Consider the following 25,507-nt stretch of genomic DNA (forward strand, 5'->3'; position numbering starts at 1 on the left):
ATGTCTTCGTCACAGACTCGCTGGCGCCAGCGGCTGGCGCTCGCCACCGCCGGCCTTGCGGCGCTGATACTGTTCACGCCGCTGGCCTGGCTGATCCATCACCGTGACTGGGGCATCGTGTTGATGGCGCTGGTGCCCCTTGCGGTCTGGCTCACCCTGCGGCTCTGGCGCCGGCTCGAACGCTGGGCGCTGCGGGGCTGAGTGGTCGCTCGCCGTTGGTGGCCGTCAGTCGCTAGCAGCTCAGCGCACCAGGTCGTTGATGCCGGTGATCTCGTAGCAGAAACGGGCGCTGCCGGTGCGGTAGGTGTCGACGCGATAGACGCGCTGGCCAAGGGCCACGGCGGGGGATGAGAAGTTCAGCGCACTCTCGGTGCAGTCACCGTAGCCCCAGCGGATCTGGTAGTGATCATCGCCCGCTCGATCCAGCACGAAGGGGTAGGTCACCAGTTCCTCTTCCGCGCGGTCGCGGGCGAAGCCGTAGACCTGAGTCGAGGTCAGGTCGCCTCGGTCGTTGACCACCGCCACCAGGCGAATGGTCTCGCCGGGGTCTTCCTCGAAGGTCATGTCGATTTCCACGGCCTTGTTCATCTGGGCTCCTGTGCCTGTCGTTCGTTGTGTCGTTCAGTGTGTCTATCGCTGCGTCGATCAGTGGTGTTATTCGTTGTGGTGCTGTGGATCGAGACCGGGATGGCGGTCGCACCGGAGGTCGCACCAGGAGCCTCGATCCAGCGAGGCAGCAGTCCAGCAGCCGCCAGCCCAAGCCCCATCACCCCGACCAGTACCAAGAGTCCCCCTCGCCAGGAGGCGGGGGCAATACGCAGGTTGAGGTAGATGGAGAGAATCTGTTGCGCCTTGACCAGGCTGGCAACGAGCACCAGCGCCAGGGCCCAGAGCGCCAGCGGGCCGCGATGCAGCGCGCCGCTGGCCATGGCGATGAGGGTCATGCCCATCAACAGGGCCCAGGTGCGCCACAGGCGTCTGCGCTGAGTATCCGTGTCATGCATTGTCGTCACCGCACCAGATAGAGCAGGGGATACAGCAGTACCCAGATCAGATCGACCATGTGCCAGAAAGCGCAGACGGTCTCCACGGTGTCCGCTCGCGGGCGCCATATCGCGACGCCCAGCAGGCACAGGCCAAAGATGACGTGGGCGGCGTGGAAGCCGGTCAGGCCGATGTAGAAGGTGAAGAAGTTGCCGCTGTCCGGCAGTGGGCCGGTGAAGAACTCGAGGTGATACTCGACGGCCTTGATCAGACAGAAGGCCACGCCCAGCACCGCGGCCAGCGCCAGCCACTGGCGTATCCGGCGCTCGCGCAGGGCGTGGGGTGGACACTGGGACTGCGTGACCGCCATCGCCGCGGCAAGGCCACTGGTGAGCAGCACCAGGGTATTGAGGCCGCCAAGCAGCGGCTCGAGATGGCGTTGCCCGGCGAGAAAGCCCTCGGGGTCGAGTACCCGCTGCCAGGCAAAGACGCCAAAGAAGGCGGCAAACACCAGCAGCTCACTGATGATCAGCACCCAGATCAGCGGGTTGCCCGGCAGCCCCGACAGCGGCCCCCAGCCAGGATTGGGCAAGCCAGAGCCCGGCAGCTCGCAAGCGCCGCGATCGAGGTTCACCGGTCGGCGTCCGTAAAGCGCACGCGGCAGCCACCCAGCAGCGGGGACAGGGGGCGCGGGACGGGCAGGTGGTGCAACAGCCGGCGGATACCCAGGGCGCAGCGTCCCACCATCCAGATGAGCGCCAGGGTGAAGCCCAGATAGCCGTAGGCCCAGCCGGTGAGGCCCGGCAGGTCGATGTGGCCGATCAGCCCCCACAGGCCAAGGCCGATCGCCCCGGCCAGCACGCCGTACCAGAAGGTCGCAAGCTGAAAGCGCAGGTGGCTCACCAGCACCGCATCGGTGGGTCTTCTGATGGCCAGCCAAAGATGAGCGACAAGCGCACTGAGCGGGGCGGTCACCACCGCCATGACGCTGCCCAGCATCAGGGCGTAGAGCAGCAGCACCTTGCGCTGCCCGGTAGGCGTCGTGACGACGGCATTCTGTTGTGATTGCGACTGGCGAGTTTCCAGCGAAGCAGGGTGCATGGCGTTCTCCCGCGGCCTACAGGCCGATGCGATGGGCTCGATCGGTGAAGAAGATGCCACTGGGCGACTCGGCCTCCAGGGTCGCCAGGCGCTCGAAGGTGGCGGTGTCGTAGACCACCACCTGGTCGGAGTCCCGCGCCGAGATCCAGACCTCCTCGCCGCGCGGGCTGAACTCCATGTGCAGTACCGCCTGGCCGGGGGTCAGGGTGCGGATGATCTCGCCGCTTTCACTGTCGATGACCTGGACCACATCGTTGTCGGGGTGGGCGAAGTTGACCCACAGCTGGCGCTGGTCCGGCCGGCTCATCACGAACACCGGCTGCCCGTGCACCGCAATCCGTCGCTCCAGGCGCCAGTCGTCGAGGTTCGCCATCAGCACCTCGTGGCGACCCACCGCCGGCCACCAGGCGTGGTCGTTGGCGATGGTCCAGCCCTCCAGGTGGGGCATCTTGTACACCGGCAGCTTGTCGTCGCCCTGGCGATAGCCGGACAGGACCGGCTCGACCCCGTTCTCGGGATGCCACAGATCCAGGCGCGCCAGGTGGTCCTCGCCGAACAGGCCGGCCACGTAGAAGCGCCCGATGGGATCGATCAGGGCGTCGTAGGGTTTCTCGCCGATATCGGAAAAGCGGGTGATGGCGGGGAGCTCGCTGGCACCTTGTTCGTCCGCGATGAGCGTCGAGGCGTCGAGCACCTGGATCTCATCGGCGTCCCACAGGCTGTAGACGAAGCGGTTGCCTGGGGCGTCGACCAGGCCGACCACCTTGGACAGCGCCTGACTGCCGTCATCTTGGGTGTAGCGCGCCGGTACCTCGGCCAACAGCTCAAGGCTGTCGGCGTCGAACAGCTTCACGCCGCCCGGCTCGTAGTTGGCCACCGCGATGATGCGGCCGTCCTGGGAGATGGCCCCGCCGATGCTGTTGCCGGACTGCAGCACTCTCTTGTCGATGGTGGCGCACACCAGATCCACCTTGGTCAGACCGCCGTCGCGGCCGAACACATAGGCGAAGCGCTCGTCGCTGGAGAACTTCACCGAAGCGTGGGACAGATCGCCCAGTCCCTCGACACGAGTGATCACGCGATGCTGGCGGCGGTCGACCAGAGCCAGGCGGCCATCGGCGCGTTCGACCACGACCCCGAGTCCGCCGGTGGCGAGGTTGGCGCAGCTAGCCTCCGGCGTGCCGGCGTCGGTGCTGTGGGCAACGGCGGCTGAGCCGTGCGGGCTCTGGCCCCAGGCGATCAGGCCGCAGGCCAGTGCCAGGCCAAGCACGAAGCCCGGGGCGTGAAAGCGCCGAAGACCCTTGGCGGCGGGGGGATGGGGCAATGCAGAACGGTGCCTCATGGGAGCTCCTGAGCGTCGGTGTGCTTGAGCGTCTCGGCGATCCAGCGGGCCTCTTCGGCGCTCAGCAGATCGCGCCAGGGCGGCATGGCGGTGCCGGGCAGGCCTTCGAGGATGATGGTGGTCAGGGTGTCGACGTCGTAGACCGCCAGACGCTCCTGGGTGAGAGCAGGGCCGAGCCCCCCCTTGAGGGTCATGCCGTGACAGGAACCGCAGTCCTGGAGGAGCAGGTTGCCGAGCGCCTCCGGGTCCACTGCTGCGCCGTTCGAACCTGTCGCTGAAGCGCTGGTCGTTTGCGTCGCCGAGGCGCTGGTCTTGTGTGTCGCCGAGGCGCTGGGCGCTGGCGCCGCCGATGTATCGGCAGCCCATGCTCCCATCAGCAGAAGGCAGGCGAGGGCGGCACGCCATCGTGGCAAAAGCACTGAGCACGCATGGCACCTGAAAGGGTGCTGGGAAATAGGTGTTGCCATCGACAAGTGTCCCCCGGCGAAGGTCCCTGTAGGACCCGACAGTGTCCTTGATTCATCGAAAATGTTTATTGATATGGGTCGTCGTTTTATCCCGAAGGTATTGGTGTTTCTTGAAGTGGCAAGCAGTAGTCGAGTTTCGTCCTGCTGTCGATAGCGGCTGGAGCCATTGGATGATGCGCGTCAACGTCTTGATCAAAAAGTACTGAAATGCTCCTTTCGAGGTAGCTCCGAAAGTCTTATTTGGTCATTAAGCTTAAGAAATTAAAGGGGAAAAATTTCTATTGGTGCGCGGGGGAGTGATTGTTGATAGGGGTCAAGAGTCGGCAAGAGACCCAGTGAAATCGTCGGGAATGCGCGCTTCCATGGTAGGCAGGGCAAACGCGAAGAGAGCGGGCGTCTTCGCGGCCTTCATCTGGAAGGAAGATGTGTCGCTTATCCAGGGAAGGGATTGCCGTACCAAGGGAAATAACTCGCTCAAGAGAAAGCGGAAAACCTGGCGACATTTTCATCTTGTGGCACGACATTGGCGACAGGATGAAAGACACGTGGATCATGACTCGAGGTGAAAAGATGACCAGAAACGTCACGACTCTCAAGCCCCTTGCCGCAGCGATAGCCATCGTGATTGCAGGCCTGGGAAGCGCCCATGGCGCCGAGAAGAACCTGTCTCCGGAAGAGGCGGCCTACCAGAGCAATCCGTCCGGCGTCGACCCGGCGGCGGTGATGATGCCCGATGAAGAGGGCGCCCCTGCGATGACGCGGGAAGAGTTCGATCACGCCAAGGAGATCTACTTCGAACGCTGTGCCGGCTGTCATGGCGTGCTGCGCAAGGGGGCCACCGGCAAGCCGCTGACCACCGACATCACCCGTGAACGCGGCATGGACTATCTCAAGACCTTCATCACCTACGGCTCACCGGCGGGTATGCCCAACTGGGGTACCTCCGGCCAGCTGACCGATGACGAGATCGAGATGATGGCGAACTACGTCATGCATGAGCCACCGGTACCCCCGGAGTTCGGCCTGGCCGACATGAAGGACAGCTGGACCGTGTTCGTGGCGCCGGAAGATCGCCCCACCGAGCAGATGAACGACCTGAACCTGGAGAACCTGTTCTCGGTGACCCTGCGTGACGCCGGCCAGATCGCCCTGATCGACGGCGACAGCAAGGAGATCGTCAAGGTCATCGATACCGGTTACGCGGTGCACATCTCGCGGATGTCCGCTTCCGGGCGCTACCTGTTCGTCATCGGTCGCGACGCCAAGGTCGACATGATCGACCTGTGGATGGAAGAGCCGACCACCGTGGCCGAGATCAAGGTGGGTCTCGAGGCGCGTTCGGTGGAGACCTCCAAGTTCGAGGGCTACGAGGACACCTACGCGGTCGCCGGCACCTACTGGCCGCCGCAGTTCGTGATCATGGACGGCGAGACCCTGGAGCCGAAGAAGATCGTCAGCACCCGCGGCATGACGGTGGGCACCCAGGAGTACCATCCGGAGCCCCGTGTGGCGGCCATCGTGGCGTCCCATCAGCACCCGGAGTTCATCGTCAACGTCAAGGAAACCGGCAAGGTCCGTCTGGTCAACTACGAGAACCTGGACGCCCTGTCCAGCGTCGAGATCGACACCTCCCGCTTCCTGCACGACGGTGGCTGGGACAGCAGCGGTCGCTACTTCATGACCGCCGCCAACCAGTCCAACCAGATCGTCGTCATCGATGCCAAGGAGCGTGAGCTCGAGGCGATCATCGACGTGGGCAAGACCCCGCACCCGGGACGTGGCGCCAACTTCGTCGACCCCGAGTTCGGGCCGGTGTGGGCCACCAGCCATCTGGGCGACAACACCATCTCGCTGATCGGTACCGACCCGGAAGGTCATCCGGACCAGGCCTGGACGGTGGTGCGCACCCTGGAAGGTCAGGGCGGCGGCTCGCTGTTCATCAAGACCCACCCCGAGTCCGAGCACCTCTACGTGGACACCGCGCTGAACCCCGACGAGGCCATCAGCCAGAGCGTTGCCGTGTATGACGTCAACGACCTGGAAGAGGGCTTCCAGGTGCTGCCGATCGCCGACTGGGCGGATCTTGGCGAAGGGCCCAAGCGGGTGGTGCAGCCGGAGTACAACCGTGCCGGCGACGAGGTCTGGTTCTCGGTGTGGAACACCGCCGATCAGTCTTCCGCGCTGGTGGTGGTCGACGACGAGACGCTGCAGCTGGAAGCGGTGATCAAGGACGAGCGACTGGTCACGCCGACCGGCAAGTTCAACGTCTACAACACCCAGCACGACGTCTACTGACGTCCTCGCGGGCCGCTCGCACGGGCGGCCCGCCCCAATTTTTCGCTTTTCGGGAGATGGCCATGGCAACCGACAAGGTGGTCGACGACCTGGACCGCATCGACCGGCGTCTGATCGATCGCTATCAGCGATCGCTGCCGTTGGTGGAGCGTCCCTTTGCGGCCATGGCCGAAGAGCTCGGACTGGATGAACAGGCGTTGATCGAACGCCTGCAGCGTCTGTGTGACCTGGGCGTGGTGGGCCGTGTCGGCGCGGTGTTCGATCACCGCCAGGCCGGCGCCAGCGAGCTGGTGGCGGTGGCCGTGCCGGACCATCGCCGGGAGGCGGTGGCACAGATCATCAACGCCTGCCCCGGGGTCAACCACAACTACTGGCGCGAGCACCGCTACAACCTGTGGTTCGTGGTGACGGCGCCGGACAGCACCAGCCTGGAACTGCGCCTGACGCGGCTGGAGGCCGAACTGGCCACCCCGTTGCTGCGCCTGCCCATGGTCCAGAGCTATCACATCGACCTGGCCTTCGCCCTGCCCTGGGCGGAGCTGGAGGAAGCATGATCGAGGCCGTCACGTCCACCGCTGGGCGCCGTCCGGCAGGCCCGCTGCAGGCCCAGGATCGCCGTCTGATCAGACTCAGGGCCTGTCTGGAAGAAGGGCTGCCGCTGGTGCCTGAGCCGTTCAAGGTGCTGGCCGAGCAGACCGGCCTGAGCGTCGAGGAGGTCCGCACCTGGATCGGGCACTGGCAGCACAGCGGTTTCATCAAACGCTTCGGCTTGGTGGTCCGCCATCGCCGCCTGGGCCTCGCCGCCAACGCCATGGTGGTGTGGAACCTGCCCGAAGATCGCGTCGACGAGGTAGGCCGGCGTCTGGCCGCTGAGCCCGAGGTCACCCTGTGCTACCAGCGGGTGCGTCGCCTCGGCTGGCCCTACAACCTGTTCTGCATGATCCACGGCGTCCGGCGAGTGCGTGTCGAGGCCCAGATCCTTGCGCTGATCAAGCGCCATGGCCTCGAAGACGTCGACCACCAGGTGCTGTTCAGCCGCCAGGCCTATCGCCAGCGCGGCGGACGCTACACGCCCGAGGAACCATGACACCCCCGGAGGAGCCATGAGCTCAGAAATACCGTCCCGGGGTTTTCCCGGCGACCCCGACCGCCATCCACACGACGCTGCCACCGCTCGCCATGACGCGGTGGCTGCGCTGTCTGAGGTAGAGCGTCGGATCATCAACCGCCTGCAATTGGGTGTGCCCTTGACCCCGGACCCCTACGGCGACCTGGCCTTGGAGCTGGGGCTCGGGGTGCGCGAGTTGCTCGACGTCCTGTCGTCGCTGCTCGATCGAGGGATCCTCAGTCGCTTTGGCCCGATGTTCCAGGCCGAGCGTCTCGGCGGTGCCCTGACGCTGGCCGCCCTGGCGGTGCCGGAAGCCGACTTCGAGCGCGTCGCCGAGGTCGTCAACGCCTTCCCTGAGGTGGCCCACAACTATCGCCGCGAGCACCACTACAACATGTGGTTCGTCATCGCCTGTGATCGCCCCGGCCGTGTCGCCTCGGTGATCGAGGCCATCACCGAGGCCACCGGGCTCGAGGTGATCAACCTGCCCAAGGAGGAGGAGTTCCATGTCCATCTCCACCTGCCCGTCTAGGGACCGCAACGACATCTCTGTGCTGGACGACGGCGACCGCGCCCTGATCGAGGCCACCCAGGCGGGGCTGCCGCTGGTGGCCGACCCCTGGGCGGCGGTGGGCGCGGCCATCGGCATGAGCGGCGAGGAGGTGCTGGCACGCTTTCAGCGCCTGCGCCTGACCGGCGTCGTGCGCCGCATCGCCGCGGTGCCCAACCACTACCGCCTGGGCTACCTGGCCAATGGCATGACCGTGTGGGACGTCGATGATCAGCGTATCGACGAACTCGGCCGGCAGCTGGCCGACTGGCCGGGCGTCAGTCACTGCTACCGGCGGCCTCGCCGCTTGCCGGACTGGCCCTACAACCTGTTCGTGATGCTGCACGGCCACCACCGCGACGAGGTCGAGGCCCAGGCCGAGCGGCTGCGTGAATGGCTGGGCGACGCCTGCCGCGACCACCGTATTCTCTACAGCAGCCGCATCCTCAAGAAGACCGGGCTACGGCTCGCCACCGCCAAGGGAGCCTCGCCATGTTCCGAGTGACCCGCTACATCGACAGCCTGCTCGAGCCGACGCCACTGGCGCCTGCCCGCACCCCGCCAGGCCCGGTGGTGATCTGGAATCTGATTCGCCGCTGCAACCTGACCTGTCGGCACTGCTACACGGTGTCGGCCGACGTCGACTTCGCCGGTGAGCTGTCCACCGAGGAGGCGATGAAGGTGCTCGAGGACCTCAAGGCCTTCCGGGTGCCGGCGCTGATCCTGTCCGGTGGCGAGCCGCTGATGCGCCCCGACATTTTTGAACTGTCGCACCGGGCCAAGGAACTCGGGCTGTACACCGGGCTTTCCACCAACGGCACCCTGATCACCGAGGACAAGATCGACGCCATCGCCGATGCCGGTTACGACTACGTCGGCATCAGCATCGACGGCCTCGAGGAGACCCATGACCAGATCCGCCAGCGTCGTGGCGCCTTTCGCGAGTCCATGGCCGCAGTCCGGCTGTGCAAGGAGCGGGGCATCAAGGTAGGGCTGCGGTTCACCCTGACCCGGGACAACTACGCCCAGTTCGACGACATCCTGGCGCTGACCGCCGAGCACGACGTCGACAAGTTCTACCTGTCACACCTCAACTATGGCGGACGCGGTCATCGTCACCGTAAGCACGACGCCTGGCACGAAATGACCCGCGACGCCATGACCCGACTGTTCGACCGCTGTCGCGCCGAACTCGAGGCGGGTATCCGGCGCGAGTACGTCACCGGCAACAACGACGCCGACGGCCCCTTCCTGCTGCACTGGGCCAGGCGCCACTTCCCCGAGCGGGTCGCCGATCTCGAGGCGCGTCTGCTCGCCTGGGGCGGCAACGCCAGCGGCGAGTACATCGCCAATATCGACAACCTGGGCAATGTCCATCCGGACTCCTTCTGGTGGGACCACCACCTCGGCAATGTGCGTGAGCGGTCCTTCTCGGAGATCTGGTGCGAGGCCGACGACGACCTGATGCAGGGCTTTCGCAGTCGTCCGCGGCCGCTCAAGGGACGCTGCGGCGCCTGTCGCTACCTGCCGATCTGCAACGGCAATACCCGGGTGCGTGCCTTCAAGACCCTGGGCGATCCCTGGGCCGAGGACCCGGGCTGCTACCTCGACGATGACGAGATCGGCCTGACCGAAGCCGTCTCGCCCAAGATGATTCTGACGACCGGTTGAACGGGAGATCACCATGTCCTTGCAAGCCCTCTACGACCAGCTCGGCGAAGCGCCGCTCGCCTCCGGCGAGGTGGCCATCGTCGGCGCCGGCCCCGGTGACCCCGGCCTTCTGACCCTGCGCGCGCTGTACCTGCTCAGCCAGGCGGACTGCCTGGTCTATGATCGCCTGGTGTCAGCGGAGGTGCTCGCGCTGGCGCCCAAGGCGGCCCAGCGTTTCTACGTGGGCAAGGCGGCGCGCTGCCACGCCCTGACCCAGGAGGAAACCAACCAGTTGCTGGTGCGCCTGGCGGTGACCGGCAAGCGGGTGGTGCGCCTCAAGGGCGGCGACCCATTCATCTTCGGGCGCGGCGGCGAAGAGGCCGAGATGCTGGTGGACAACCAGATCCCCTTTCGCGTGGTGCCGGGAATCACCTCGGCCCAGGGCTGCAGCGCCTACGCCGGCTTTCCGCTGACCCATCGCGACCACGCCCAGGGGGTGACCTTCGTCACCGGGCACGCCCGCGCCGACGGCAGCCTCGATCTCGACTGGCGCTCGCTGGCCAGTCGCCGCCACACCCTGGTGTTCTACATGGGGCTGACCAACGCCGAGCTGATTCGCCGCGAACTGCTCGCCAACGGGCTGCCCGCCGACCAGCCGGTGGCGCTGATCGAACGCGGCACCACCCGGGAACAGCGCCGGGTGATCACCCGTCTGGGCCAGTTGCCCGAGACCATCCAGGCCGAGGGGCTCAAGCCGCCGACGCTGATCGTGGTGGGCGAAGTGGTGTCCCTGGCCGGGCGACTCGATATGGACGCGGTGGCGGAGGCGGTGGCATGAGCACGGCAAGACTGCTGGGCGCGGCCCTGATCGGGCTGATGCCAGCCCTGATGCCAGCGCTGGCTGGGGCTCAGGAGGAGGCGATAGCGGCAAATTCGGCAGCGCCACAGCTCTACCAGGATCACTGCGCCAGCTGCCACGGCGCCGATCGTCTGGGCGCCATGGGGCCGGCGCTGCTGCCCCAGAACCTGGGGCGCATCAAGCCCGAAGAGGTTCGTCGGGTGATCGCCGATGGCCGCCCCGCGACCCAGATGCCCGGCTTTACCGACACGCTGACCGGGCCCGAGGTCGATGCGCTGAGTGACTGGGTGCTGAGTGACCCGCCGGTGACCCCCGACTGGACGCTCGACGATATCCGCGCAAGCCAGGTGGTGTCGCATCCCCCCGGCAGCCTTGGCGACACGCCCGAGTTCGACGCCGATCCGCAGAATCTGTTCGTGGTGGTAGAGACCGGCGATCACCACGCCAGCGTGCTCGACGGCGATACCTTCGAGCGCCTGGCGCGCTTCCCCACCCGCTTTGCCCTGCATGGCGGGCCCAAGTACAGCCCGGATGGCCGCTACGTCTATTTCGGCTCCCGCGACGGTTGGATCACCAAGTTCGATCTCTATCACTTCGCCGTGGTGGCCGAGGTCCGCGCCGGCATCAATATGCGCAATATCGCGGTGTCCGCCGATGGCCGCTACGTGATGGCCGCCAACACCCTGCCGGGCAACCTGGTGCTGTTCGACGCCCACCGGCTCGATCCGATGCGGGTCTATCCCGCCGCCGACGCCGAAGGCAACGGCTCCCGGGTCAGCGCCGTCTACGCCGCGCCGCCGCGCTCGAGCTTTATCGCCGCGCTCAAGGACGTCAAGGAGCTGTGGGAGATCCCCTGGCCGGTGACGCCTGAAGCGGTGGTGGCCACGGGGCATATGGACGAGCCGCTGGATCCCGCGCGCAAGGCTCGAGAGGCCAGGGGCGAGAGCTTCGAGGTCCGGCGTCTGCCGGTGCCGGACTACCTCGACGACTTCTTCTTTGACCCCGAGTACCGCCGTGTCATCGGCGCCTCCCGCGGTGGCGATGGGGCCATGGTCATCGACCTGGACAGCGGCGACAAGCTGGCCGACCTGCCGTTGTCGGGCATGCCCCATCTGGGTTCCGGCATCACCTGGGAGACCGGCGGACGTCGGGTGATGGCGATTCCCCACCTGGCCAAGCCGGAAGTCTCGATCATCGACATGGACGACTATTCGCTGATCAAGACGCTGCATACCGACGGCCCGGGCTTCTTCATGCGCAGCCACGAAAACTCCCGCTACGCCTGGACCGACGTGTTCTTCGGGCCCAACCGTGATCGTGTCCACGTGATCGACAAGGACAGCCTCGAGATCGTGCGCACCCTGATCCCGGAGCAGGGCAAGACGTCTGCCCACGTGGAGTTCGACCGTGACGGCGAGACCCTGCTGCTGAGCCTGTGGGAGCGCGACGGCGCGGTGATCGCCTACGACGCCGATACCCTCGAGGAGATCACCCGGGTGCCGATGGACAAGCCGTCAGGCAAGTACAACGTGTGGAACAAGACCCACTACGAAGAGGGCACCTCGCACTAGGGCTTGTCTGAAAAGTGCCTGCGCTCGGTAATACGGCGTTAAAAATCGGATCAACATGCTCATTTACACCCCGTAAACTGCGCTGTCTCACCGATTTTTGCCTTGTCTAACCTTCGCTCGTCGACTTTTCGGACAGCGCCTAGAGGCCTATGTGAAAAGTGCCTGCGCTCGGCGTCTTTACGGACAACGCCCAAGGACGTGGCGCTGTCCTGATACAAGGCGGGCCTGGTGCAGGAGAAGAGTGCGTCTTGCCCGGAGGGGGCGTGCCAGCGGGCACGCTCCTCCCGGGCCTCTTTTCGATGGGGGCTGCCATCGATCTTCAATCCATCGTTTAAAACAAACGTCGACACCAGCATTGACCACGCCGGCCGAGGCTCGGATAGTGAATGGGCGTACAACGCTCATCCATTACTGGAGTTGAATCCATGCGACACAATAACAAGACGTTGCTGACCCTCTCCCTCGCCGCGCTATCCACAGCGGCGCTGGGCGTGACGAGCAGTGCTTCGGCCGCCACCCTGGACGAAGTCACCTCCCGCGGCGAACTCCAATGCGGTGTCAACGTCGGCCTGTCCGGTTTTTCCTCGCCGGACGAGAACGGCAACTGGCAGGGACTCGATGTGGAAACCTGTCGCGCCATCTCGGCGGCGATCTTCGGCGACGCCGACAAGGTGGTGTTCACCCCGCTGACCGCCAAGGAGCGCTTCACCGCGCTGCAGTCCGGCGAGATCGACGTGCTCTCGCGCAACACTACCTGGACCGCCACCCGGGACAACTCCCTGGGCCTCAATTTCACGACGACCACCTTCTACGATGGTCAGGGCTTCATGGTGGCCAAGGATCTCGGCATCGAAAGCCTCGAGGATCTGAACGGCGCCTCCATCTGTATCCAGTCCGGCACCACCCACGAGCTCAACCTGGCGGACTACTTCCCGGCCAAGGGCATCGACATCAACACCGTGACCTTCGATACCCCGGACCAGACCGCCTCGGGCTTCGCCAGTGGGCGCTGTGACGTGCTCACCTCGGACACCTCCCAGCTCAGCGCCCTGCGCCTGCAGCTGCCGGAACCGGACAGCGTCGAGATCCTCACCGAGCTGATCTCCAAGGAGCCGCTGGGCCCGGTGGTCGCTCAGGGTGACGACCAGTGGTTCGACATCGTCAAGTGGACGGTCTTCGCCATGGTCAATGCCGAGGAACTGGGCATCACCAGCGACAACGCCGAGCAGATGAAGAATGATCCGCCCAATCCCCAGGTGGCGCGCCTTTTGGGTGTCGACGGCACCTACGGCGAGCAGCTCGGTCTGACCAACGACTGGGCCTACAACATCGTCTCCCAGGTGGGCAACTACGGTGAGGTATTCGCCGATACCGTGGGCGAGAACTCACCGCTGGGCATCAGCCGTGGCATGAACGCCCTGTGGAACGAAGGCGGCATCCTCTACGCCCCGCCGATCCGCTGATACTGTCCGCTGCGACCCCGGCCATGGCCGGGGTCGTCCGACCCATGACGGATAGAGCGACGACGTCGCGCGCCGGCCCACTTGCCGTTCGCGGGTGAATACCCACGGCCGCGAGACGGGCCGGAGGCAAGCGTCGTCCAGCAAGAGGCTCGCCCATGTCCACGCCCCCTATCGAACGGACGCCGCTATGGCGGCGTCCTGCCTTTCGTGCGCTGATCATCCAGGCGCTGCTGCTGGCAGGCCTCGCCGCGCTGATCGCGATGATGATCGGCAATGCCCTGACCAATCTCGAGGCCAGGGGCATCACCACCGGTTTCGACTTCCTCGGTGAGCGCGCCGGGTTCTCGATCCCCCAGACCCTGATCGACTACTCCGGCGACAGCAGCTACGCCCGCACCTTCGTGGTGGGGCTGCTCAATACCCTGCTGGTGTCCGGGCTCGGCATTCTGGCCGCCACCCTGATCGGCTTCGCCGTGGGTATCGCCCGGCTGTCGCCCAACTGGCTGCTGGCTCGCCTGGCGGCGGCCTTCGTCGAGACCTTCCGCAATATTCCGCTGCTGGTGCAGATCCTGTTCTGGTACTTCGCCGTGCTCCAGGCCCTGCCCAGTCCGCGCCAGAGCATGTCGCTGCTCGAGGCGTTCTTTCTCAACGTGCGCGGGCTGATCGTGCCGGCGCCGGTGCCCGAGCCAGGCTTCGGCCTGACCCAGCTGGCGCTGGTAGTAGCGATCCTGGCGGTGGTGGCCCTTGGTATCTACGCCAGACGGCTGCAGCAGCGTACCGGCAAGGCGCTGCCGGTGTACTGGCTCGGCAGCGCCCTGATCATCGGCCTGCCGCTGCTGGTGTTCGTGGCCAGCGGCAGCCCGCTTGCCTGGGACGTGCCGTCACTCAAGGGCTTCAACTTCTCCGGCGGTATCACCGTGATCCCGGAGCTGATGGCACTGTGGCTGGCGCTGTCGATCTACACCGCCTCCTTTATCGCCGAGATCGTGCGTTCAGGGATCCAGTCGGTGCCCAAGGGGCAGATCGAGGCGTCCCGGGCGATCGGCCTGCCGGGCAACATCACCTTGCGCAAGGTGGTCATCCCCCAGGCGATGCGAGTGATCGTGCCGCAGCTCACCAGTCAGTACCTGAACCTGATCAAGAACTCGTCGCTGGCGACCGCCATCGGCTATCCCGACCTGGTGGCGGTGTTTGCCGGTACCAGCCTCAACCAGACCGGCCAGGCGATCGAGATCATCGCCATGACCATGGCGGTCTACCTGACCATCAGTCTGGTGGTGTCGGCGTTGATGAACGTCTACAACGCCCGGACCCTGCTCAAGGAGCGCTGAGATGAATACGCCAACCATGCGCTCTGCCATGAGCCGCCTGCCTGTCTTCGTTGGAGGACTGCTGCCATGACCGAGCGTCCCACACCTCCTTCACAGTCTCCGGTGCACCCCCCGAGTGAGCCCGAGGTGGCGCCGGCTGCCGCGTCCACCGAGCATTCGATGATCGCCGCCCGCCCGGCGCCGGTGGCGCGCCATGGCGTCACCGGCTGGCTGCGCAGCCGGCTGTTCTCGACCCCGCTCAATTCGGTGGTCTCGCTGATCACCCTGGCGGTGCTGGTATGGGCGCTGTCCCCGCTGGTGCAGTGGGCGCTGATCGACGCCGACTGGATCGGCACCACCCGCGAAGCCTGCACCGGCGAGGGCGCCTGCTGGGTGTTCATCAGCGCCCGCTTCGAGACCATCGTCTACGGCTTCTACCCTGAGGCCGAACGCTACCGCGTCGATATCACCCTGACGCTGCTGGTGGCCACCATCGCCTGGCTGATGATTCCCCGACTGCCGGCCAAGCGCTGGGTGGTGATCTTCGCCCTGGTCGGCTTTCCGGTGATCGCCTGGCTGTTGCTGCTGGGAGGCCACTTCGGCCTGCCGGCGGTGCCCACCCGTGAGTGGGGCGGGCTGATGCTGACCCTGACCGTGGCCATCGTCGGTATCGTCGGCTCGCTGCCGCTGGGGGTGATCCTGGCGCTGGGCCGGCGCTCGCAGATGCCACTGGTGCGCAGCCTGTCGGTGGTGTTCATCGAGTTCTGGCGCGGCGTGCCCTTGATCACGGTGCTGTTCATGGCCTCGGTGATGCTGCCGCTGTTCGTGCCCAGCGAGGTCGAGTTCGACAAGCTGCTGCGCGCACTGATCGGCATCATGTTCTTCTGGAGCGCCTATATGGCCGAGGTGGTGCGTGGCGGCCTGCAGGCGATCCCCAGAGGCCAGGAAGAGGCCGCCAAGGCGCTGGGCCTGGGCTACTGGCGGCGGATGGGCCTGATCATCCTGCCCCAGGCGCTCAAGCTGGTGATCCCGGGCATCGTCAACACCTTCATCGCGCTGTTCAAGGACACCTCACTGGTGCTGATCATCGGCCTGTTCGACCTGCTGGCGATCATCCGTGCCGGGCTCACCGACACCAACTGGCTGGGCTTCGCCACCGAGGGCTACGTGTTCGCCGCGCTGATGTTCTGGATCTTCTGCTTCGGCATGTCACGTTACAGCCAATATATCGAACGGCGTCTACATACCGGCCATTGACGGCCCACAACAACAAATTTGATCGGGAGGCAGCCATGTCTGCTCAAGCGGCGACCACGGCGGATTCGAACACGCCGATGATCGAGATCGACGGCCTCAACAAGTGGTACGGGGACTTCCACGTGCTGCGCGACATCGACCTGACCGTGCAGCCAGGGGAGCGCATCGTGGTGTGCGGGCCCTCGGGGTCCGGCAAATCCACCCTGATCCGCTGCATCAATCACCTGGAGGAACACCAGCAGGGCCGCATCACCGTGGGCGGGGTGCACATGACCCAGGACGTCAAGCGCATCGAACAGATCCGCCGGCACGTCGGCATGGTGTTCCAGCACTTCAATCTGTTCCCTCACCTGTCGGTGCTCGACAACTGCTGCATCGCCCAGACCTGGGTACAGAAGAAACCCCGGCGCGAGGCCGAGGCCACCGCCATGGAGTTTCTCGAGCGGGTGCAGATCGCCGACCAGGCCCACAAGTACCCGGGCCAGCTGTCCGGCGGCCAGCAGCAGCGCGTGGCCATCGCGCGCGCGCTGTGTCTGCGCCCGGAGGTGATGCTGTTCGACGAGCCCACCTCGGCGCTGGACCCGGAGATGATCAAGGAGGTGCTGGACGTGATGATCGAGCTGGCCCGGGAAGGCATGACCATGCTCTGCGTGACCCACGAGATGGGCTTCGCCAAGACCGTGGCCGACCGGGTGATCTTCATGGATCAGGGCCAGATCATCGAGCAGGCGCCGCCCCAGGAGTTCTTCAACAACCCGCGCTCGGAGCGTACCCAGCTGTTCCTGAGTCAGATCCTGGGGCACTGAGGCGCCCTGGCCGCGCGCTTGCTCGCGCAGAGCGCGGCAAGGCGGACGGGGGCGACAGCAGCGGGGCACATAAGCTGGAGGACTGGTAGCGCGGGGTGGCTCCCATGGCGTCGCTGCGAGAAAGACTGCGCCGATAAAGGCGCAGAGTGTCGAGAGCGATGGCGGCGACCACCGCCGTGGCATTCCTTGAAGGAATACAACCAGCGATAATTTTCGTTTGTCGCCGCCTCCCCGCTCTGGTCTTATCGGTGGCATCACCGCCTGCCAACCGATAGGAGCCCGGATGTCTTCCGACTTTGTGACCGCCGACGAGATTCGTGACCGCTTTGCCTCTGCCATGTCGGCCATGTACCAGGCCGAGGTGCCCCAGTACGGCACCCTGCTGTCACTGGTCGAGCAGGTGAATCGGCAGACCCTCGAGGCTGATCCGGCGCTGGCCGAGCGGCTCGAGGCCAGCGGCGAGCACGCTCGCCTGGGCGTCGAGCGTCACGGTGCGATCCGGGTGGGCACGGCCGAGGAACTCGCCACCCTGAGGCGCCTGTTCGCGGTGATGGGGATGTTCCCTGTGGGCTACTACGACCTGTCCGAGGCCGGGGTGCCGGTGCACTCCACCGCCTTTCGCCCGGTCACCGACGAGGCCCTGGCGCGCAATCCCTTCCGCCTGTTTACCTCGCTGCTGCGCCTCGAGCTGATCGAGGACGTCGAGCTGCGCACCCTGGCCAGCGAGATCCTGGCCAAGCGCGACATCTTCACCCCGGGGGTGCGTGAACAGATCGCTACCTTCGAGCAGCAGGGTGGCCTCACCGAGGAACAGGCCAAGCGCTTCGTCGCCGAAGCCCTGGAGACCTTCCGCTGGCACCAGGACGCCACCGTGGACCGCGCCACCTACGAGCGGCTGCACTCGGCCCACCGTCTGATCGCCGACGTGGTGTGCTTCCGTGGCCCGCACATCAATCACCTGACGCCGCGGACCCTGGATATCGACGAAGCCCAGCGCCGGATGCCCGAGCATGGCATGACGCCCAAGGCGGTGATCGAGGGCCCGCCCCGGCGCGCCTGTCCGATCCTTCTGCGTCAGACCAGCTTCAAGGCGCTGGAAGAGACCACCCGTTTCGTCGGTGACGCCGAGGGTAGCCATACCGCCCGCTTCGGCGAGATCGAGCAGCGTGGTGTAGCCCTGACCCCCAAGGGCCGGGCGCTCTATGACCGCTTGCTGGGCGAGGCCCGCAAGGCGACCCAGGGGCTGGACAACGCCGCCCATCAGGCTCGCCTGGCCGAGGTCTTCGCCGACTTCCCCGATGACGAGACCACCCTGCGCCGCGAGGGTCTGGCCTACTTCGTCTACCGTGCGGTAGACGAGTTCGACGGTGACGCCTCTGTGGAGGCACAGATCGCCGCCGGCAAGGTGGTGGCCGAGCCGCTGACCTACGAGGACTTCCTGCCGGTGTCGGCGGCGGGCATCTTCCAGTCCAACCTGGGCGGTGAGGAGAGTGCGGTGGGGCAGGGCAACGCCAACCGTGACGCCTTCGAGGCGGCGCTGGGGGCCTCGGTGCGCGATGAACTCGAGCTCTACGCCCGCCGCGAGCGCGAATCCCTGGCGGCGCTTGGCCTGAAACGCTGATCCTGATGATTGGCCTGAGCCTCTTCTCTGTATCAGCCGCTGAATGTGCCCATCGCTGATCCTGTCGTCACGGCTCTTGCCTTCATGGAAAGTACCCGCGCCGATCGATCTTCCACCCGGAAGATCGATCGGCGTTGGCGTTGCGGGCAGCGAGGCGATGTTGGCGGGCGGGTCGTCAGCGAGTGCGAGCCGTGGCACACAAAGGTAAGCTTCTGGCTTTTCTTGTCTCAGGAGTTTGTCGCCATGGAGTGGCTCGCCGCTATCTCGCCGCTGTCCCCCGTCGTCAGTCTCGGCCTGATCCTGCTGTCCGGTGTCACATCGATGATCAGCGCGTCGCTGGGCGTGGGCGGCGGCACCCTGTTGATCATGACCATGGCCCAGGTGATGCCGGCGGCGGCACTGATCCCGGTGCATGGCATGGTCCAGCTTGGCTCCAATGGCGGACGCCTGGCCATGAGCTGGCGATACGTTCACTGGCCGCTGCTGGCGACCTTTGTCCCCGGAGCCCTGGTCGGCGCCCTGGTGGCCGGCTGGCTGCTGATTCGCCTGCCCAGCGGGGTGCTGGAGCTGTCGATCGCCGCCTTTGTGCTCTATACCCTGTGGGGGCCGGGGCTGCCCAAGCGCGCCCTGGGCCGCCTGGGCACCCTGATCGCCGGTGCCGTCACTACCCTGTTGTCCAGCTTTGTCGGCGCCAGTGGGCCCATGGTGGCGGCCTTCGTCAAGCAGACCGGAAACTCCCGCCAGGGTACGGTGGCCACCTTCGCCGCCTGCATGACCTTCCAGCACCTGACCAAGGCCTTCGTCTTCGGCGTCGCCGGTTTTCTGTTCGCCGACTGGCTGTGGTTGATCCTGCTGATGATCGGCGTCGGGGTGCTGGGCACCTGGCTTGGCCTGCGCCTGTTGCAGCACGTGTCGGAGCGGCGTTTCGACACCGGATTCCGGGTGGTGTTGACCGCGCTGTCGCTGCGTCTGGTGTGGCTGGGCATGACGCGGCTGCTGACCTGAACGTCTTGGCAGGCACGGCCGCCATGGGCGAGGGCCAAGACGAAAGATGTGGGCGAAGTAGTGCATAGGGGGTAGTTGCCCCCCGCTCCAGAGCGGCTGAATTGGCATAGAGTGATAGGTAGTCGTCACTGCTGGTCGACTGCCACCCTCGAGCCCTTCAATGCCTCTATTTGCCCGCCGTGAACTCCCGATCCAATGGCTTATCGCTGCCTCCATCGTCGGCATGACGCTGATGATGGCCGGTCTGCTGCTGTGGCAGTCATGGGATCAGGCTCGGGACTCGCTGGTTGAGGCGCTGCAGCGATCCAGCCAGCAGCTGTCGGCGACGGTGGAGGTCAAGACCCGCTCGTTGATCGAACCTTCCAGGGCGATGCTCGGTGTGCTGAGCAGAGAAACGAGCATCGAGAACTTCGACAGTGCCCGAAGCGATCATCTACTGCCCATGCTGGCGGCGGTGGTCGACGCCCAGGAGGTGCTGGGAGGCGCCTACATCGGCTCCGACAACGGCGACTTTCTGATGGTTCGCGCCATCGAGCGACTGTCGCCCGGGGCGGTATCCGACTCATTGAATCTGGCCGGCGGTACCTACCTGGCGCTGATCCTGCACGGCGACAGGCGGCAAGGCCTGGCTGGCTACTGGCAGGTACTCGACGATGAGGCAAGGGAGCTACGTCGCATCGCCATCGAGAGCCACGGCCTGGACCCGCGCGATCGCCCCTGGTTTCGTCAGGCGCTGGACGAGCACGGCCCGCAGCTATCGGCCCCCTATACCTTCTTCACCAACGGCGAGCAGGGCGTCACCCTGTCCCAGCGATCCCGTGACGGACGCGCCGTGCTTGGCATCGACATGACCTCCGCGGATCTCGGCAAGGAAATCCATGCGTTTGCCACCACCCAGGGGTCACTGCTGGCCATCACTACCCCCGAGGGCGATGTGCTCGCCCACAACGCGGACAAGGATGCGGCGCTGTTGCCGGGGACCTCGCTGGAGGATCTGGGCGAGGCGCCGTTGATCGAGCTCAAGGATCAGGGGGTGCTGGCGACGCCGGTCCGCTACTTCTGTGGTGAGCAGTACTGGTGGGGGCTGGCGCTGCCCTTCGACATGCTCGGCAGTCGACTGGCCTGGCTGCTGGTGGCCATGCCGGAGCGGGAGCTGATGGCGAGCCTGCGTGAATCCCTGTGGCACCGTCTGTTGCTGTCGCTGGGGCTGGTGACGCTGATGGTGCCACTCGGCATCCTGCTGGGTCGCCGACTCGGGCGCCCACTGCGCGAACTGGGCGAGCAGGTACGGACCATCTCCGAGTTCGACCTCGATGCCTATCGAGGGGTCGACTCCCGGGTGCGCGAGGTGGCTCACCTGTCCGGTGCGCTGGACACTCTGGTGCATCGCGTCGGCGAGTTTCGGCGCATCAATCGCATGCTGGGACGCGAGCGCCGGCTCGACGTGATGCTCGACGGCATCCTCGATGAGCTGTTGAACGTCACCGGCAGCCACCACGGGGTCATCTATCTGGCCAACGAGGACAGTTCAGGCCGCCTGTCGCCGGTCGCCGAGGCGGGTCAGGGGTGGGGCGATGCCCCTTTGCCGGCGACGCTCGAGGTCGACCAGGACTCGGGCCCTCTGCTGGAGGTGCGGCGAGCACTGGAGGCGCAAGGGTATCTGGTGCAGTCGCTGCGCGACCGCGCCGGCAAGCGTCTCGGGATACTGCTGCTGGCGCACCGGGACGGTGGTCAGGATGATGACCAGTGGCGCACCTTCGTCGCCGAGGTGTCATCGGTGGCGGCGGTGGCCATCGACATGCGCCGCCTGCTCGAGGGCGAGGCGCGTCTGCTGGACGCCATGATTCAGCTGGTCGCCAGGGCCACCGATGCCAAGTCACCCCACACCGGGGGACACTGTACCCGGGTGCCGCAACTGGCGGAGATGCTGATCGATGAAGTGGATCGGGCGCGCCAGGGCCCTTTTGCTGCGGTTCACCTCAGCGAGGAAGAGCGCGCCACCTTCCACCTGGCGGCCTGGCTGCACGACTGCGGCAAGCTGACCACCCCAGACCACATCATGGAGAAGGCCACCAAGCTCGAGACCCGTTACAACCGGATCCACGAGATCCGGACCCGTTTCGAGGTGCTGTGGCGAGACGCTGAACTCGATTACTGGCGTGCCATCGCCCAGGGGGGCGAGGCAACAAAGCTTGACCAGGTACTGCAGCGTCGGCGCCAGGAGCTGCAGGAAGCCTTCGCCTGCGTCGCCGAGGCCAACCATGGCCGCGAGGCGATGGGCGAGGCCGACTGCCAGCGCTTGAAGACCATCGGCGAGTGGCGCTGGCTGCGTTACTTCGATGACCGCCTCGGGCTGTCGCGGGCCGAACTGGACAACATGGCCGAAGAACCCCGTCGCGCCTTGCCTGCAGAAGAACGTCTGCTTGCCGATCTGCCCCGTCATCGCATTGCCTGGCAGCGTCCCTGTCCCCCGGTGCATCCCGAGGACCCCGACAATCACTGGGGCTTTTCGATGGAGCCGCCGTCCCTGGCGGAGCATCAGGGGGAGCTCTACAACCTGTGCATCGCCCGGGGCACGCTCAACGACGTCGAACGCTTCCGCATGCAGGAGCACGTGATCCAGACCATCATCATGCTCGAGTCTCTGCCCTGGCCCGCTCACCTGAAGCGAGTGCCGGAGATCGCCGGCAATCACCATGAGCGCATGGACGGACAGGGGTATCCGCGGCGGCTGCGACTCGGCGAGGCCAGCCTGGAAGAGCGGATCATGGCGCTGGCGGATGTGTTCGAGGCGCTGACCGCCTCCGATCGTCCCTACAAGAATGGCCTGCCACTGTCCCGCGCGCTGGAGATCCTGGCCGACATGGTCAAGGACGGCCACCTGGACCCGGCGGTCTTCGAGTTGCTGCTGGATAGCGGCGTGTGGCGGCGCTACGCCGATACCTTTGTGGCCGACCGACAGATCGACCAGGTCGATATCGATGCCATCCGGGCCCGAGCTCGGCGTTGACCTAACGTGGAGCCTGCCGCTGTGTTCGGGATACGCGTCTGCAGATCTGCACATATAGTGGAGAGAGCGCTACCCCTTTCGGCTTAGGGCGTTTCGTCACGCTTGAAAGTCCCGTTTGCCTCGCCACGAGAGGTCCGACCATGTACCGCCATCGTCTCGTCATTCCGGTGCAGTGGCTGATCGGTATCGTTATCGTCGGGGTGATGGTGGTGATGGCGGTGGCGCTGCTGGGGTTCTCCTGGCACCAGTCCCAGCGCACGCTGGGGGCGACCCTGGAAGAGACCTCGGCTCAGCTGGTCGACACCCTGGAGGCGCGCACCCAGGCGCTGGTGAGGCCGGCACGGGTGGCCATCGACATGCTGGCCAACGGGGCCCCGGGCGAGGCCGACGACTGGGACGGCCGGCTGTCAGCGTTGCCGCTGATGAGGGCGGCGCTGGAAGCCCATCGACTGGTCGACGCCGTCTACATCGGCTATGGCAGCGGCGACTTCCTGATGTTTCGCGCGGTGGATCGCATGCTGGAGAGCAAGCGTCCCGACCTGGTCGATAGCGGCGGCCAGGACGCGGCCTACCTGGCGCTGGTGGTGGATGCACGCCCTGGCCAGCCACCGCAGAGTGAATGGCATCTGTTCGATCCATCGCTTGCTCCGCTCGGGCGCGAGCGACTCGACCAGTACTTCTTCGATCCGCGCAGCCGTCCCTGGTTTCAGCAGGCACCCGAGGGTGACGCTCCTTTCCTGACCGCTCCCTATGTGTTTTTCAACACCGGCGAAATCGGCATCAGCATGGCGCGCCGCCGCGGTGACGCCGTGGTCGGCCTGGATGTCGCCTCGCGGGACCTTGGCATCGGCCTGGATGACCTGCGGTTGACGCCGCAGACGCGCATGGCGGTGGTCACCGCCTCCGGCCAGGCGCTGGCGACTACCCTGGACGCCACACTGGATCCTGGGCCCGGCAACGCCCGCCAATTGTCCTCTTTCGAGGATCTGGCCATGCCGGTGCTGGCGCAATTGTTGAGCACGAACGTCGACCAGCCGCCGCGGCGGTTGTCCCATGACGGTCGCCAGTGGTGGGGGCTGGTGCTGCCCTTTGTCACCCTGGGCGGCGAGGCCACGCGCCTGATTGCAGCGGTCCCGGAAGACGAGCTGACCACCGATGTGCGCCAGATGATGCTGGAGAGTTCGTTGTTGGCGGGGATCGTGACGCTGGCCTTGTTGCCGCTGGGGGTGCTGCTGGGACGACGACTGGGGCGTCCGCTGCGGGAGTTGTCCGGACAGGTCGAGGCGCTCGGGCGCTACGATTTTTCCGCCTGCGACGGTGTCGGTTCGCGGGTGACCGAGGTGCGCGGGCTCAGTGTGGCACTGCGCCGGCTGGCGCGTGGTATCGAGGGCTTTGGACGCATCACCCGGGTGCTCAACAGCGAGCCACGCCTGGATCGCATGCTGACCAGCATTCTCGAGGATCTGCTGCGCGGCACCGGCAGTCGCGCCGGCGCCATCTACCTGGCCGATGAACAGGACGAGGGACGCTTCGCTCGGATCGCCAGGGAGGGGGAGGCGAGGGACCCCGATGCGGACCCACGGAGTCGGGAGCTGCGACTGCATGAAGGCTCCGAGGCCGAGCTCGAGGCGCTGATCGAGCGCTTTGAGGCGGCCGGCTATCTGTTGCAGCCGCTGCGTAACCGGGAGGGAGCGACGCTGGGGCTGCTGGCGTTGGCGCGGCGCTCGCTGGACGATGACGACGCTCACTGGCGTGCCTTCGTCGCCGAAGTGTCGGCGGCGGCAGCGGTGGCCATCGACCTGAGGCGACTGCTGCGTGGTGAGGCGCGTCTACTGGAGGGCATCGTCCAGCTGGTGGCCCATGCCATCGACGCCAAGTCGCCGCATACCGGAAGCCACTGCTCGCGAGTGCCGGTACTGGCGGAGATGATCGTCGAGGGCATCGATCGCAGCGAGCACGGGGTATACGCCGAGACTCACTTCGACGCGACCCGCCGCAGCGCCTTCCATCTGGCGGCCTGGCTGCATGACTGCGGCAAGCTGGCGATTCCCGACGAGGTGATGGAAAAGGCCACCAAGCTCGAGGCCCGCTACGACCGTATCCATGAGATTCGCACCCGCTTCGAGGTGCTGTGGCGCGATGCCGACGTGGCCTACTGGCAGGGGCGCGCCCACGGTGGCGATCCGGTGACGCTGGAGCGACGGCGCCATGCGCGACAGCAGGAGTTGATCGCAGCCTTCGAATGCGTGGCCGAGGCCAATCGGGGGGGCGAGGCCATCAGCGATGAGCTGCTGGAGCGCCTGACCGTCATCGCCGAGTGGCGCTGGTGGCGGCGCTTCGATGATCGGCTCGGGGTGTCGCGAGATGAGCTCAAGCGCATGTCCCGCGAACCCCTGCGCAGGCTGCCCGCGGAGGAGCGCCTGCTGGCCGACCTGCCACGTCACGAGATTCCCTGGCACCGCTCTCGCCCGGCGGTGGCGCCGGACGACCCCGACAATGTCTGGCGTTTCGACATGCGGCCCAGTGAACTGGCCGGCCATCAGGGCGAGCTTTTCAATCTCAGGGTGTCCCGCGGCACCCTCAACGAGGTCGAGCGATTCCGCATCCAGGAGCACGTGGTCCAGACCATCATGATGCTCGAGGCGCTGCCCTGGCCCGCGCACCTGCGTCGGGTCCCGGCCATCGCCGGCAATCATCACGAGCGCATGGACGGTACCGGTTATCCACGCCGACTGGCGATGAAGGACGCCAGCCTCGAGGAGCGGGTCATGGTGATGGCGGACGTGTTCGAGGCCTTGACCGCCGCGGACCGCCCCTACAAGTCGGCTATGACCCTTTCCCGGGCACTGGCGACGCTGGCCGACATGGTGCGGGAGGGCCATCTGGACCCCGAGATCTTCCGGCTGATGCTGGAGCAGCGGATCTACAGCGACTACGCCGAACGCTTCTTGACGCCGGCCCAGCGTGATAGCGTTGATACCGAGGCGCTGCTGGCCCGTGCGGGAGTTTGACCTGACGCAAGCGCGCAGGAGTAGGCCCGCTCCGGCTTTTGCCCAAGTGGACGACGACAAAGGCGCCTGCATGAACGGCTGGTTCGCCCGAAATGGT

General features: G+C 66.0%; 23 protein-coding genes. 17 read left to right on the forward strand and 6 right to left on the reverse strand.

Features of this window, described 5'->3' with window-relative positions:
• Positions 1–201, forward strand: coding sequence for a hypothetical protein (locus tag KUV74_RS11525; RefSeq protein WP_108132212.1), 201 nt, complete (start codon positions 1–3; stop codon positions 199–201).
• A 39-nt stretch (positions 202–240) separates the two neighbouring features.
• Here KUV74_RS11525 and KUV74_RS11530 read toward each other — a convergent pair whose 3' ends face one another.
• Genes KUV74_RS11530 through KUV74_RS11555 form a run of 6 tightly spaced genes read right to left on the reverse strand, consistent with a single transcriptional unit; the run spans position 241 to position 3,678 of the window.
• Positions 241–588, reverse strand: a complete 348-nt coding sequence (locus KUV74_RS11530; RefSeq protein ID WP_108132124.1) for a hypothetical protein — start codon at positions 586–588, stop codon at positions 241–243.
• Positions 585–1,004, reverse strand: a complete 420-nt coding sequence (locus KUV74_RS11535) for a hypothetical protein (RefSeq protein WP_108132125.1) — start codon at positions 1,002–1,004, stop codon at positions 585–587. Before KUV74_RS11535 ends, KUV74_RS11530 begins: the two co-directional genes overlap by 4 nt.
• A gap of 5 nt (positions 1,005–1,009) precedes the next feature.
• Positions 1,010–1,618: a cytochrome c oxidase subunit 3 gene (locus KUV74_RS11540; RefSeq protein ID WP_231498584.1), complete on the reverse strand. Its 609-nt coding sequence runs from the start codon at positions 1,616–1,618 to the stop codon at positions 1,010–1,012.
• A complete protein-coding gene (locus KUV74_RS11545; RefSeq protein ID WP_222516362.1) occupies positions 1,615–2,085 on the reverse strand; it encodes a hypothetical protein in 471 nt (156 codons plus the stop codon). The genes KUV74_RS11540 and KUV74_RS11545 overlap by 4 nt, the downstream gene beginning before the upstream one ends.
• A 16-nt stretch (positions 2,086–2,101) precedes the next feature.
• Entirely contained in the window at positions 2,102–3,427 is a 1,326-nt protein-coding gene (locus KUV74_RS11550; protein ID WP_222516363.1) for a cytochrome D1 domain-containing protein, read from the reverse strand.
• Positions 3,424–3,678, reverse strand: coding sequence for a c-type cytochrome (locus tag KUV74_RS11555; RefSeq protein ID WP_231498585.1), 255 nt, complete (start codon positions 3,676–3,678; stop codon positions 3,424–3,426). The genes KUV74_RS11550 and KUV74_RS11555 overlap by 4 nt, the downstream gene beginning before the upstream one ends.
• 786 nt (positions 3,679–4,464) lie before the next feature.
• Between KUV74_RS11555 and KUV74_RS11560 the strand changes: the two genes are divergently transcribed.
• The 16 genes from KUV74_RS11560 to KUV74_RS20865 all read left to right on the forward strand — a co-directional run bounded on the left by KUV74_RS11560 (position 4,465) and on the right by KUV74_RS20865 (position 25,410).
• Positions 4,465–6,189, forward strand: a complete 1,725-nt coding sequence (locus KUV74_RS11560) for a nitrite reductase (RefSeq protein ID WP_222516364.1) — start codon at positions 4,465–4,467, stop codon at positions 6,187–6,189.
• Positions 6,190–6,251: 62 nt separating this feature from the next.
• Positions 6,252–6,743 carry an Lrp/AsnC family transcriptional regulator gene (locus KUV74_RS11565; RefSeq protein ID WP_045993516.1) on the forward strand — a complete coding sequence of 164 codons (492 nt, stop codon included), beginning with the start codon at positions 6,252–6,254 and terminating at the stop codon, positions 6,741–6,743.
• Positions 6,740–7,276 carry an AsnC family protein gene (locus KUV74_RS11570; RefSeq protein WP_222516365.1) on the forward strand — a complete coding sequence of 179 codons (537 nt, stop codon included), beginning with the start codon at positions 6,740–6,742 and terminating at the stop codon, positions 7,274–7,276. Before KUV74_RS11565 ends, KUV74_RS11570 begins: the two co-directional genes overlap by 4 nt.
• A 16-nt stretch (positions 7,277–7,292) precedes the next feature.
• Complete coding sequence (locus KUV74_RS11575; RefSeq protein WP_222516366.1) at positions 7,293–7,829, forward strand: Lrp/AsnC family transcriptional regulator; 537 nt, start codon at positions 7,293–7,295, stop codon at positions 7,827–7,829.
• On the forward strand, positions 7,804–8,352 hold the full coding sequence (locus KUV74_RS11580) for an AsnC family transcriptional regulator (RefSeq protein ID WP_222516367.1): 549 nt from the start codon (positions 7,804–7,806) through the stop codon (positions 8,350–8,352). Before KUV74_RS11575 ends, KUV74_RS11580 begins: the two co-directional genes overlap by 26 nt.
• On the forward strand, positions 8,340–9,518 hold the full coding sequence (nirJ, locus tag KUV74_RS11585) for a heme d1 biosynthesis radical SAM protein NirJ (RefSeq protein WP_222516368.1): 1,179 nt from the start codon (positions 8,340–8,342) through the stop codon (positions 9,516–9,518). The genes KUV74_RS11580 and nirJ overlap by 13 nt, the downstream gene beginning before the upstream one ends.
• Positions 9,519–9,531: 13 nt before the next feature.
• Positions 9,532–10,335 carry a uroporphyrinogen-III C-methyltransferase gene (gene cobA, locus KUV74_RS11590; RefSeq protein WP_222516369.1) on the forward strand — a complete coding sequence of 268 codons (804 nt, stop codon included), beginning with the start codon at positions 9,532–9,534 and terminating at the stop codon, positions 10,333–10,335.
• Complete coding sequence (locus tag KUV74_RS11595; RefSeq protein WP_222516370.1) at positions 10,332–11,927, forward strand: cytochrome D1 domain-containing protein; 1,596 nt, start codon at positions 10,332–10,334, stop codon at positions 11,925–11,927. Before cobA ends, KUV74_RS11595 begins: the two co-directional genes overlap by 4 nt.
• A 425-nt stretch (positions 11,928–12,352) precedes the next feature.
• Positions 12,353–13,390, forward strand: coding sequence for an amino acid ABC transporter substrate-binding protein (locus KUV74_RS11600; protein WP_045993511.1), 1,038 nt, complete (start codon positions 12,353–12,355; stop codon positions 13,388–13,390).
• Between the two features lie 155 nt (positions 13,391–13,545).
• Positions 13,546–14,721, forward strand: coding sequence for an amino acid ABC transporter permease (locus tag KUV74_RS11605; RefSeq protein ID WP_222516371.1), 1,176 nt, complete (start codon positions 13,546–13,548; stop codon positions 14,719–14,721).
• Positions 14,722–14,880: 159 nt separating this feature from the next.
• Positions 14,881–15,957 (forward strand): amino acid ABC transporter permease, encoded by a 1,077-nt coding sequence (locus KUV74_RS11610; RefSeq protein WP_222516428.1) that lies wholly within the window; start codon positions 14,881–14,883, stop codon positions 15,955–15,957.
• A gap of 77 nt (positions 15,958–16,034) precedes the next feature.
• Complete coding sequence (locus KUV74_RS11615; RefSeq protein ID WP_045993549.1) at positions 16,035–16,763, forward strand: amino acid ABC transporter ATP-binding protein; 729 nt, start codon at positions 16,035–16,037, stop codon at positions 16,761–16,763.
• Between the two features lie 283 nt (positions 16,764–17,046).
• Positions 17,047–18,384, forward strand: coding sequence for a VOC family protein (locus KUV74_RS11620; protein ID WP_222516372.1), 1,338 nt, complete (start codon positions 17,047–17,049; stop codon positions 18,382–18,384).
• A 243-nt stretch (positions 18,385–18,627) separates the two neighbouring features.
• A complete protein-coding gene (locus tag KUV74_RS11625) occupies positions 18,628–19,389 on the forward strand; it encodes a sulfite exporter TauE/SafE family protein (protein WP_222516373.1) in 762 nt (253 codons plus the stop codon).
• A 160-nt stretch (positions 19,390–19,549) separates the two neighbouring features.
• Entirely contained in the window at positions 19,550–22,399 is a 2,850-nt protein-coding gene (locus KUV74_RS11630; protein WP_222516374.1) for an HD domain-containing phosphohydrolase, read from the forward strand.
• A gap of 140 nt (positions 22,400–22,539) precedes the next feature.
• Entirely contained in the window at positions 22,540–25,410 is a 2,871-nt protein-coding gene (locus KUV74_RS20865; protein ID WP_261395333.1) for an HD domain-containing phosphohydrolase, read from the forward strand.
• Positions 25,411–25,507 lie beyond the last annotated feature (97 nt).

This window comes from Halomonas sp. DP1Y21-3 (assembly GCF_019801245.1).
In the GTDB taxonomy this organism is placed as follows: domain Bacteria; phylum Pseudomonadota; class Gammaproteobacteria; order Pseudomonadales; family Halomonadaceae; genus Halomonas; species Halomonas litopenaei.

Bases quoted from the DNA above. Each gene is read 5' to 3' on its own strand.
- KUV74_RS11525 (WP_108132212.1), top strand. From the start codon at position 1: ATGTCTTCGTCACAGACTCGCTGGCGCCAGCGGCTGGCGCTCGCCACC.
- KUV74_RS11530 (WP_108132124.1), bottom strand. From the start codon at position 588: ATGAACAAGGCCGTGGAAATCGACATGACCTTCGAGGAAGACCCCGGC.
- KUV74_RS11535 (WP_108132125.1), bottom strand. From the start codon at position 1,004: ATGCATGACACGGATACTCAGCGCAGACGCCTGTGGCGCACCTGGGCC.
- KUV74_RS11545 (WP_222516362.1), bottom strand. From the start codon at position 2,085: ATGCACCCTGCTTCGCTGGAAACTCGCCAGTCGCAATCACAACAGAAT.
- KUV74_RS11550 (WP_222516363.1), bottom strand. From the start codon at position 3,427: ATGAGGCACCGTTCTGCATTGCCCCATCCCCCCGCCGCCAAGGGTCTT.
- KUV74_RS11560 (WP_222516364.1), top strand. From the start codon at position 4,465: ATGACCAGAAACGTCACGACTCTCAAGCCCCTTGCCGCAGCGATAGCC.
- KUV74_RS11565 (WP_045993516.1), top strand. From the start codon at position 6,252: ATGGCAACCGACAAGGTGGTCGACGACCTGGACCGCATCGACCGGCGT.
- KUV74_RS11570 (WP_222516365.1), top strand. From the start codon at position 6,740: ATGATCGAGGCCGTCACGTCCACCGCTGGGCGCCGTCCGGCAGGCCCG.
- KUV74_RS11575 (WP_222516366.1), top strand. From the start codon at position 7,293: ATGAGCTCAGAAATACCGTCCCGGGGTTTTCCCGGCGACCCCGACCGC.
- KUV74_RS11580 (WP_222516367.1), top strand. From the start codon at position 7,804: ATGTCCATCTCCACCTGCCCGTCTAGGGACCGCAACGACATCTCTGTG.
- nirJ (WP_222516368.1), top strand. From the start codon at position 8,340: ATGTTCCGAGTGACCCGCTACATCGACAGCCTGCTCGAGCCGACGCCA.
- cobA (WP_222516369.1), top strand. From the start codon at position 9,532: ATGTCCTTGCAAGCCCTCTACGACCAGCTCGGCGAAGCGCCGCTCGCC.
- KUV74_RS11595 (WP_222516370.1), top strand. From the start codon at position 10,332: ATGAGCACGGCAAGACTGCTGGGCGCGGCCCTGATCGGGCTGATGCCA.
- KUV74_RS11600 (WP_045993511.1), top strand. From the start codon at position 12,353: ATGCGACACAATAACAAGACGTTGCTGACCCTCTCCCTCGCCGCGCTA.
- KUV74_RS11605 (WP_222516371.1), top strand. From the start codon at position 13,546: ATGTCCACGCCCCCTATCGAACGGACGCCGCTATGGCGGCGTCCTGCC.
- KUV74_RS11610 (WP_222516428.1), top strand. From the start codon at position 14,881: ATGATCGCCGCCCGCCCGGCGCCGGTGGCGCGCCATGGCGTCACCGGC.
- KUV74_RS11615 (WP_045993549.1), top strand. From the start codon at position 16,035: ATGATCGAGATCGACGGCCTCAACAAGTGGTACGGGGACTTCCACGTG.
- KUV74_RS11620 (WP_222516372.1), top strand. From the start codon at position 17,047: ATGTCTTCCGACTTTGTGACCGCCGACGAGATTCGTGACCGCTTTGCC.
- KUV74_RS11625 (WP_222516373.1), top strand. From the start codon at position 18,628: ATGGAGTGGCTCGCCGCTATCTCGCCGCTGTCCCCCGTCGTCAGTCTC.
- KUV74_RS11630 (WP_222516374.1), top strand. From the start codon at position 19,550: ATGCCTCTATTTGCCCGCCGTGAACTCCCGATCCAATGGCTTATCGCT.
- KUV74_RS20865 (WP_261395333.1), top strand. From the start codon at position 22,540: ATGTACCGCCATCGTCTCGTCATTCCGGTGCAGTGGCTGATCGGTATC.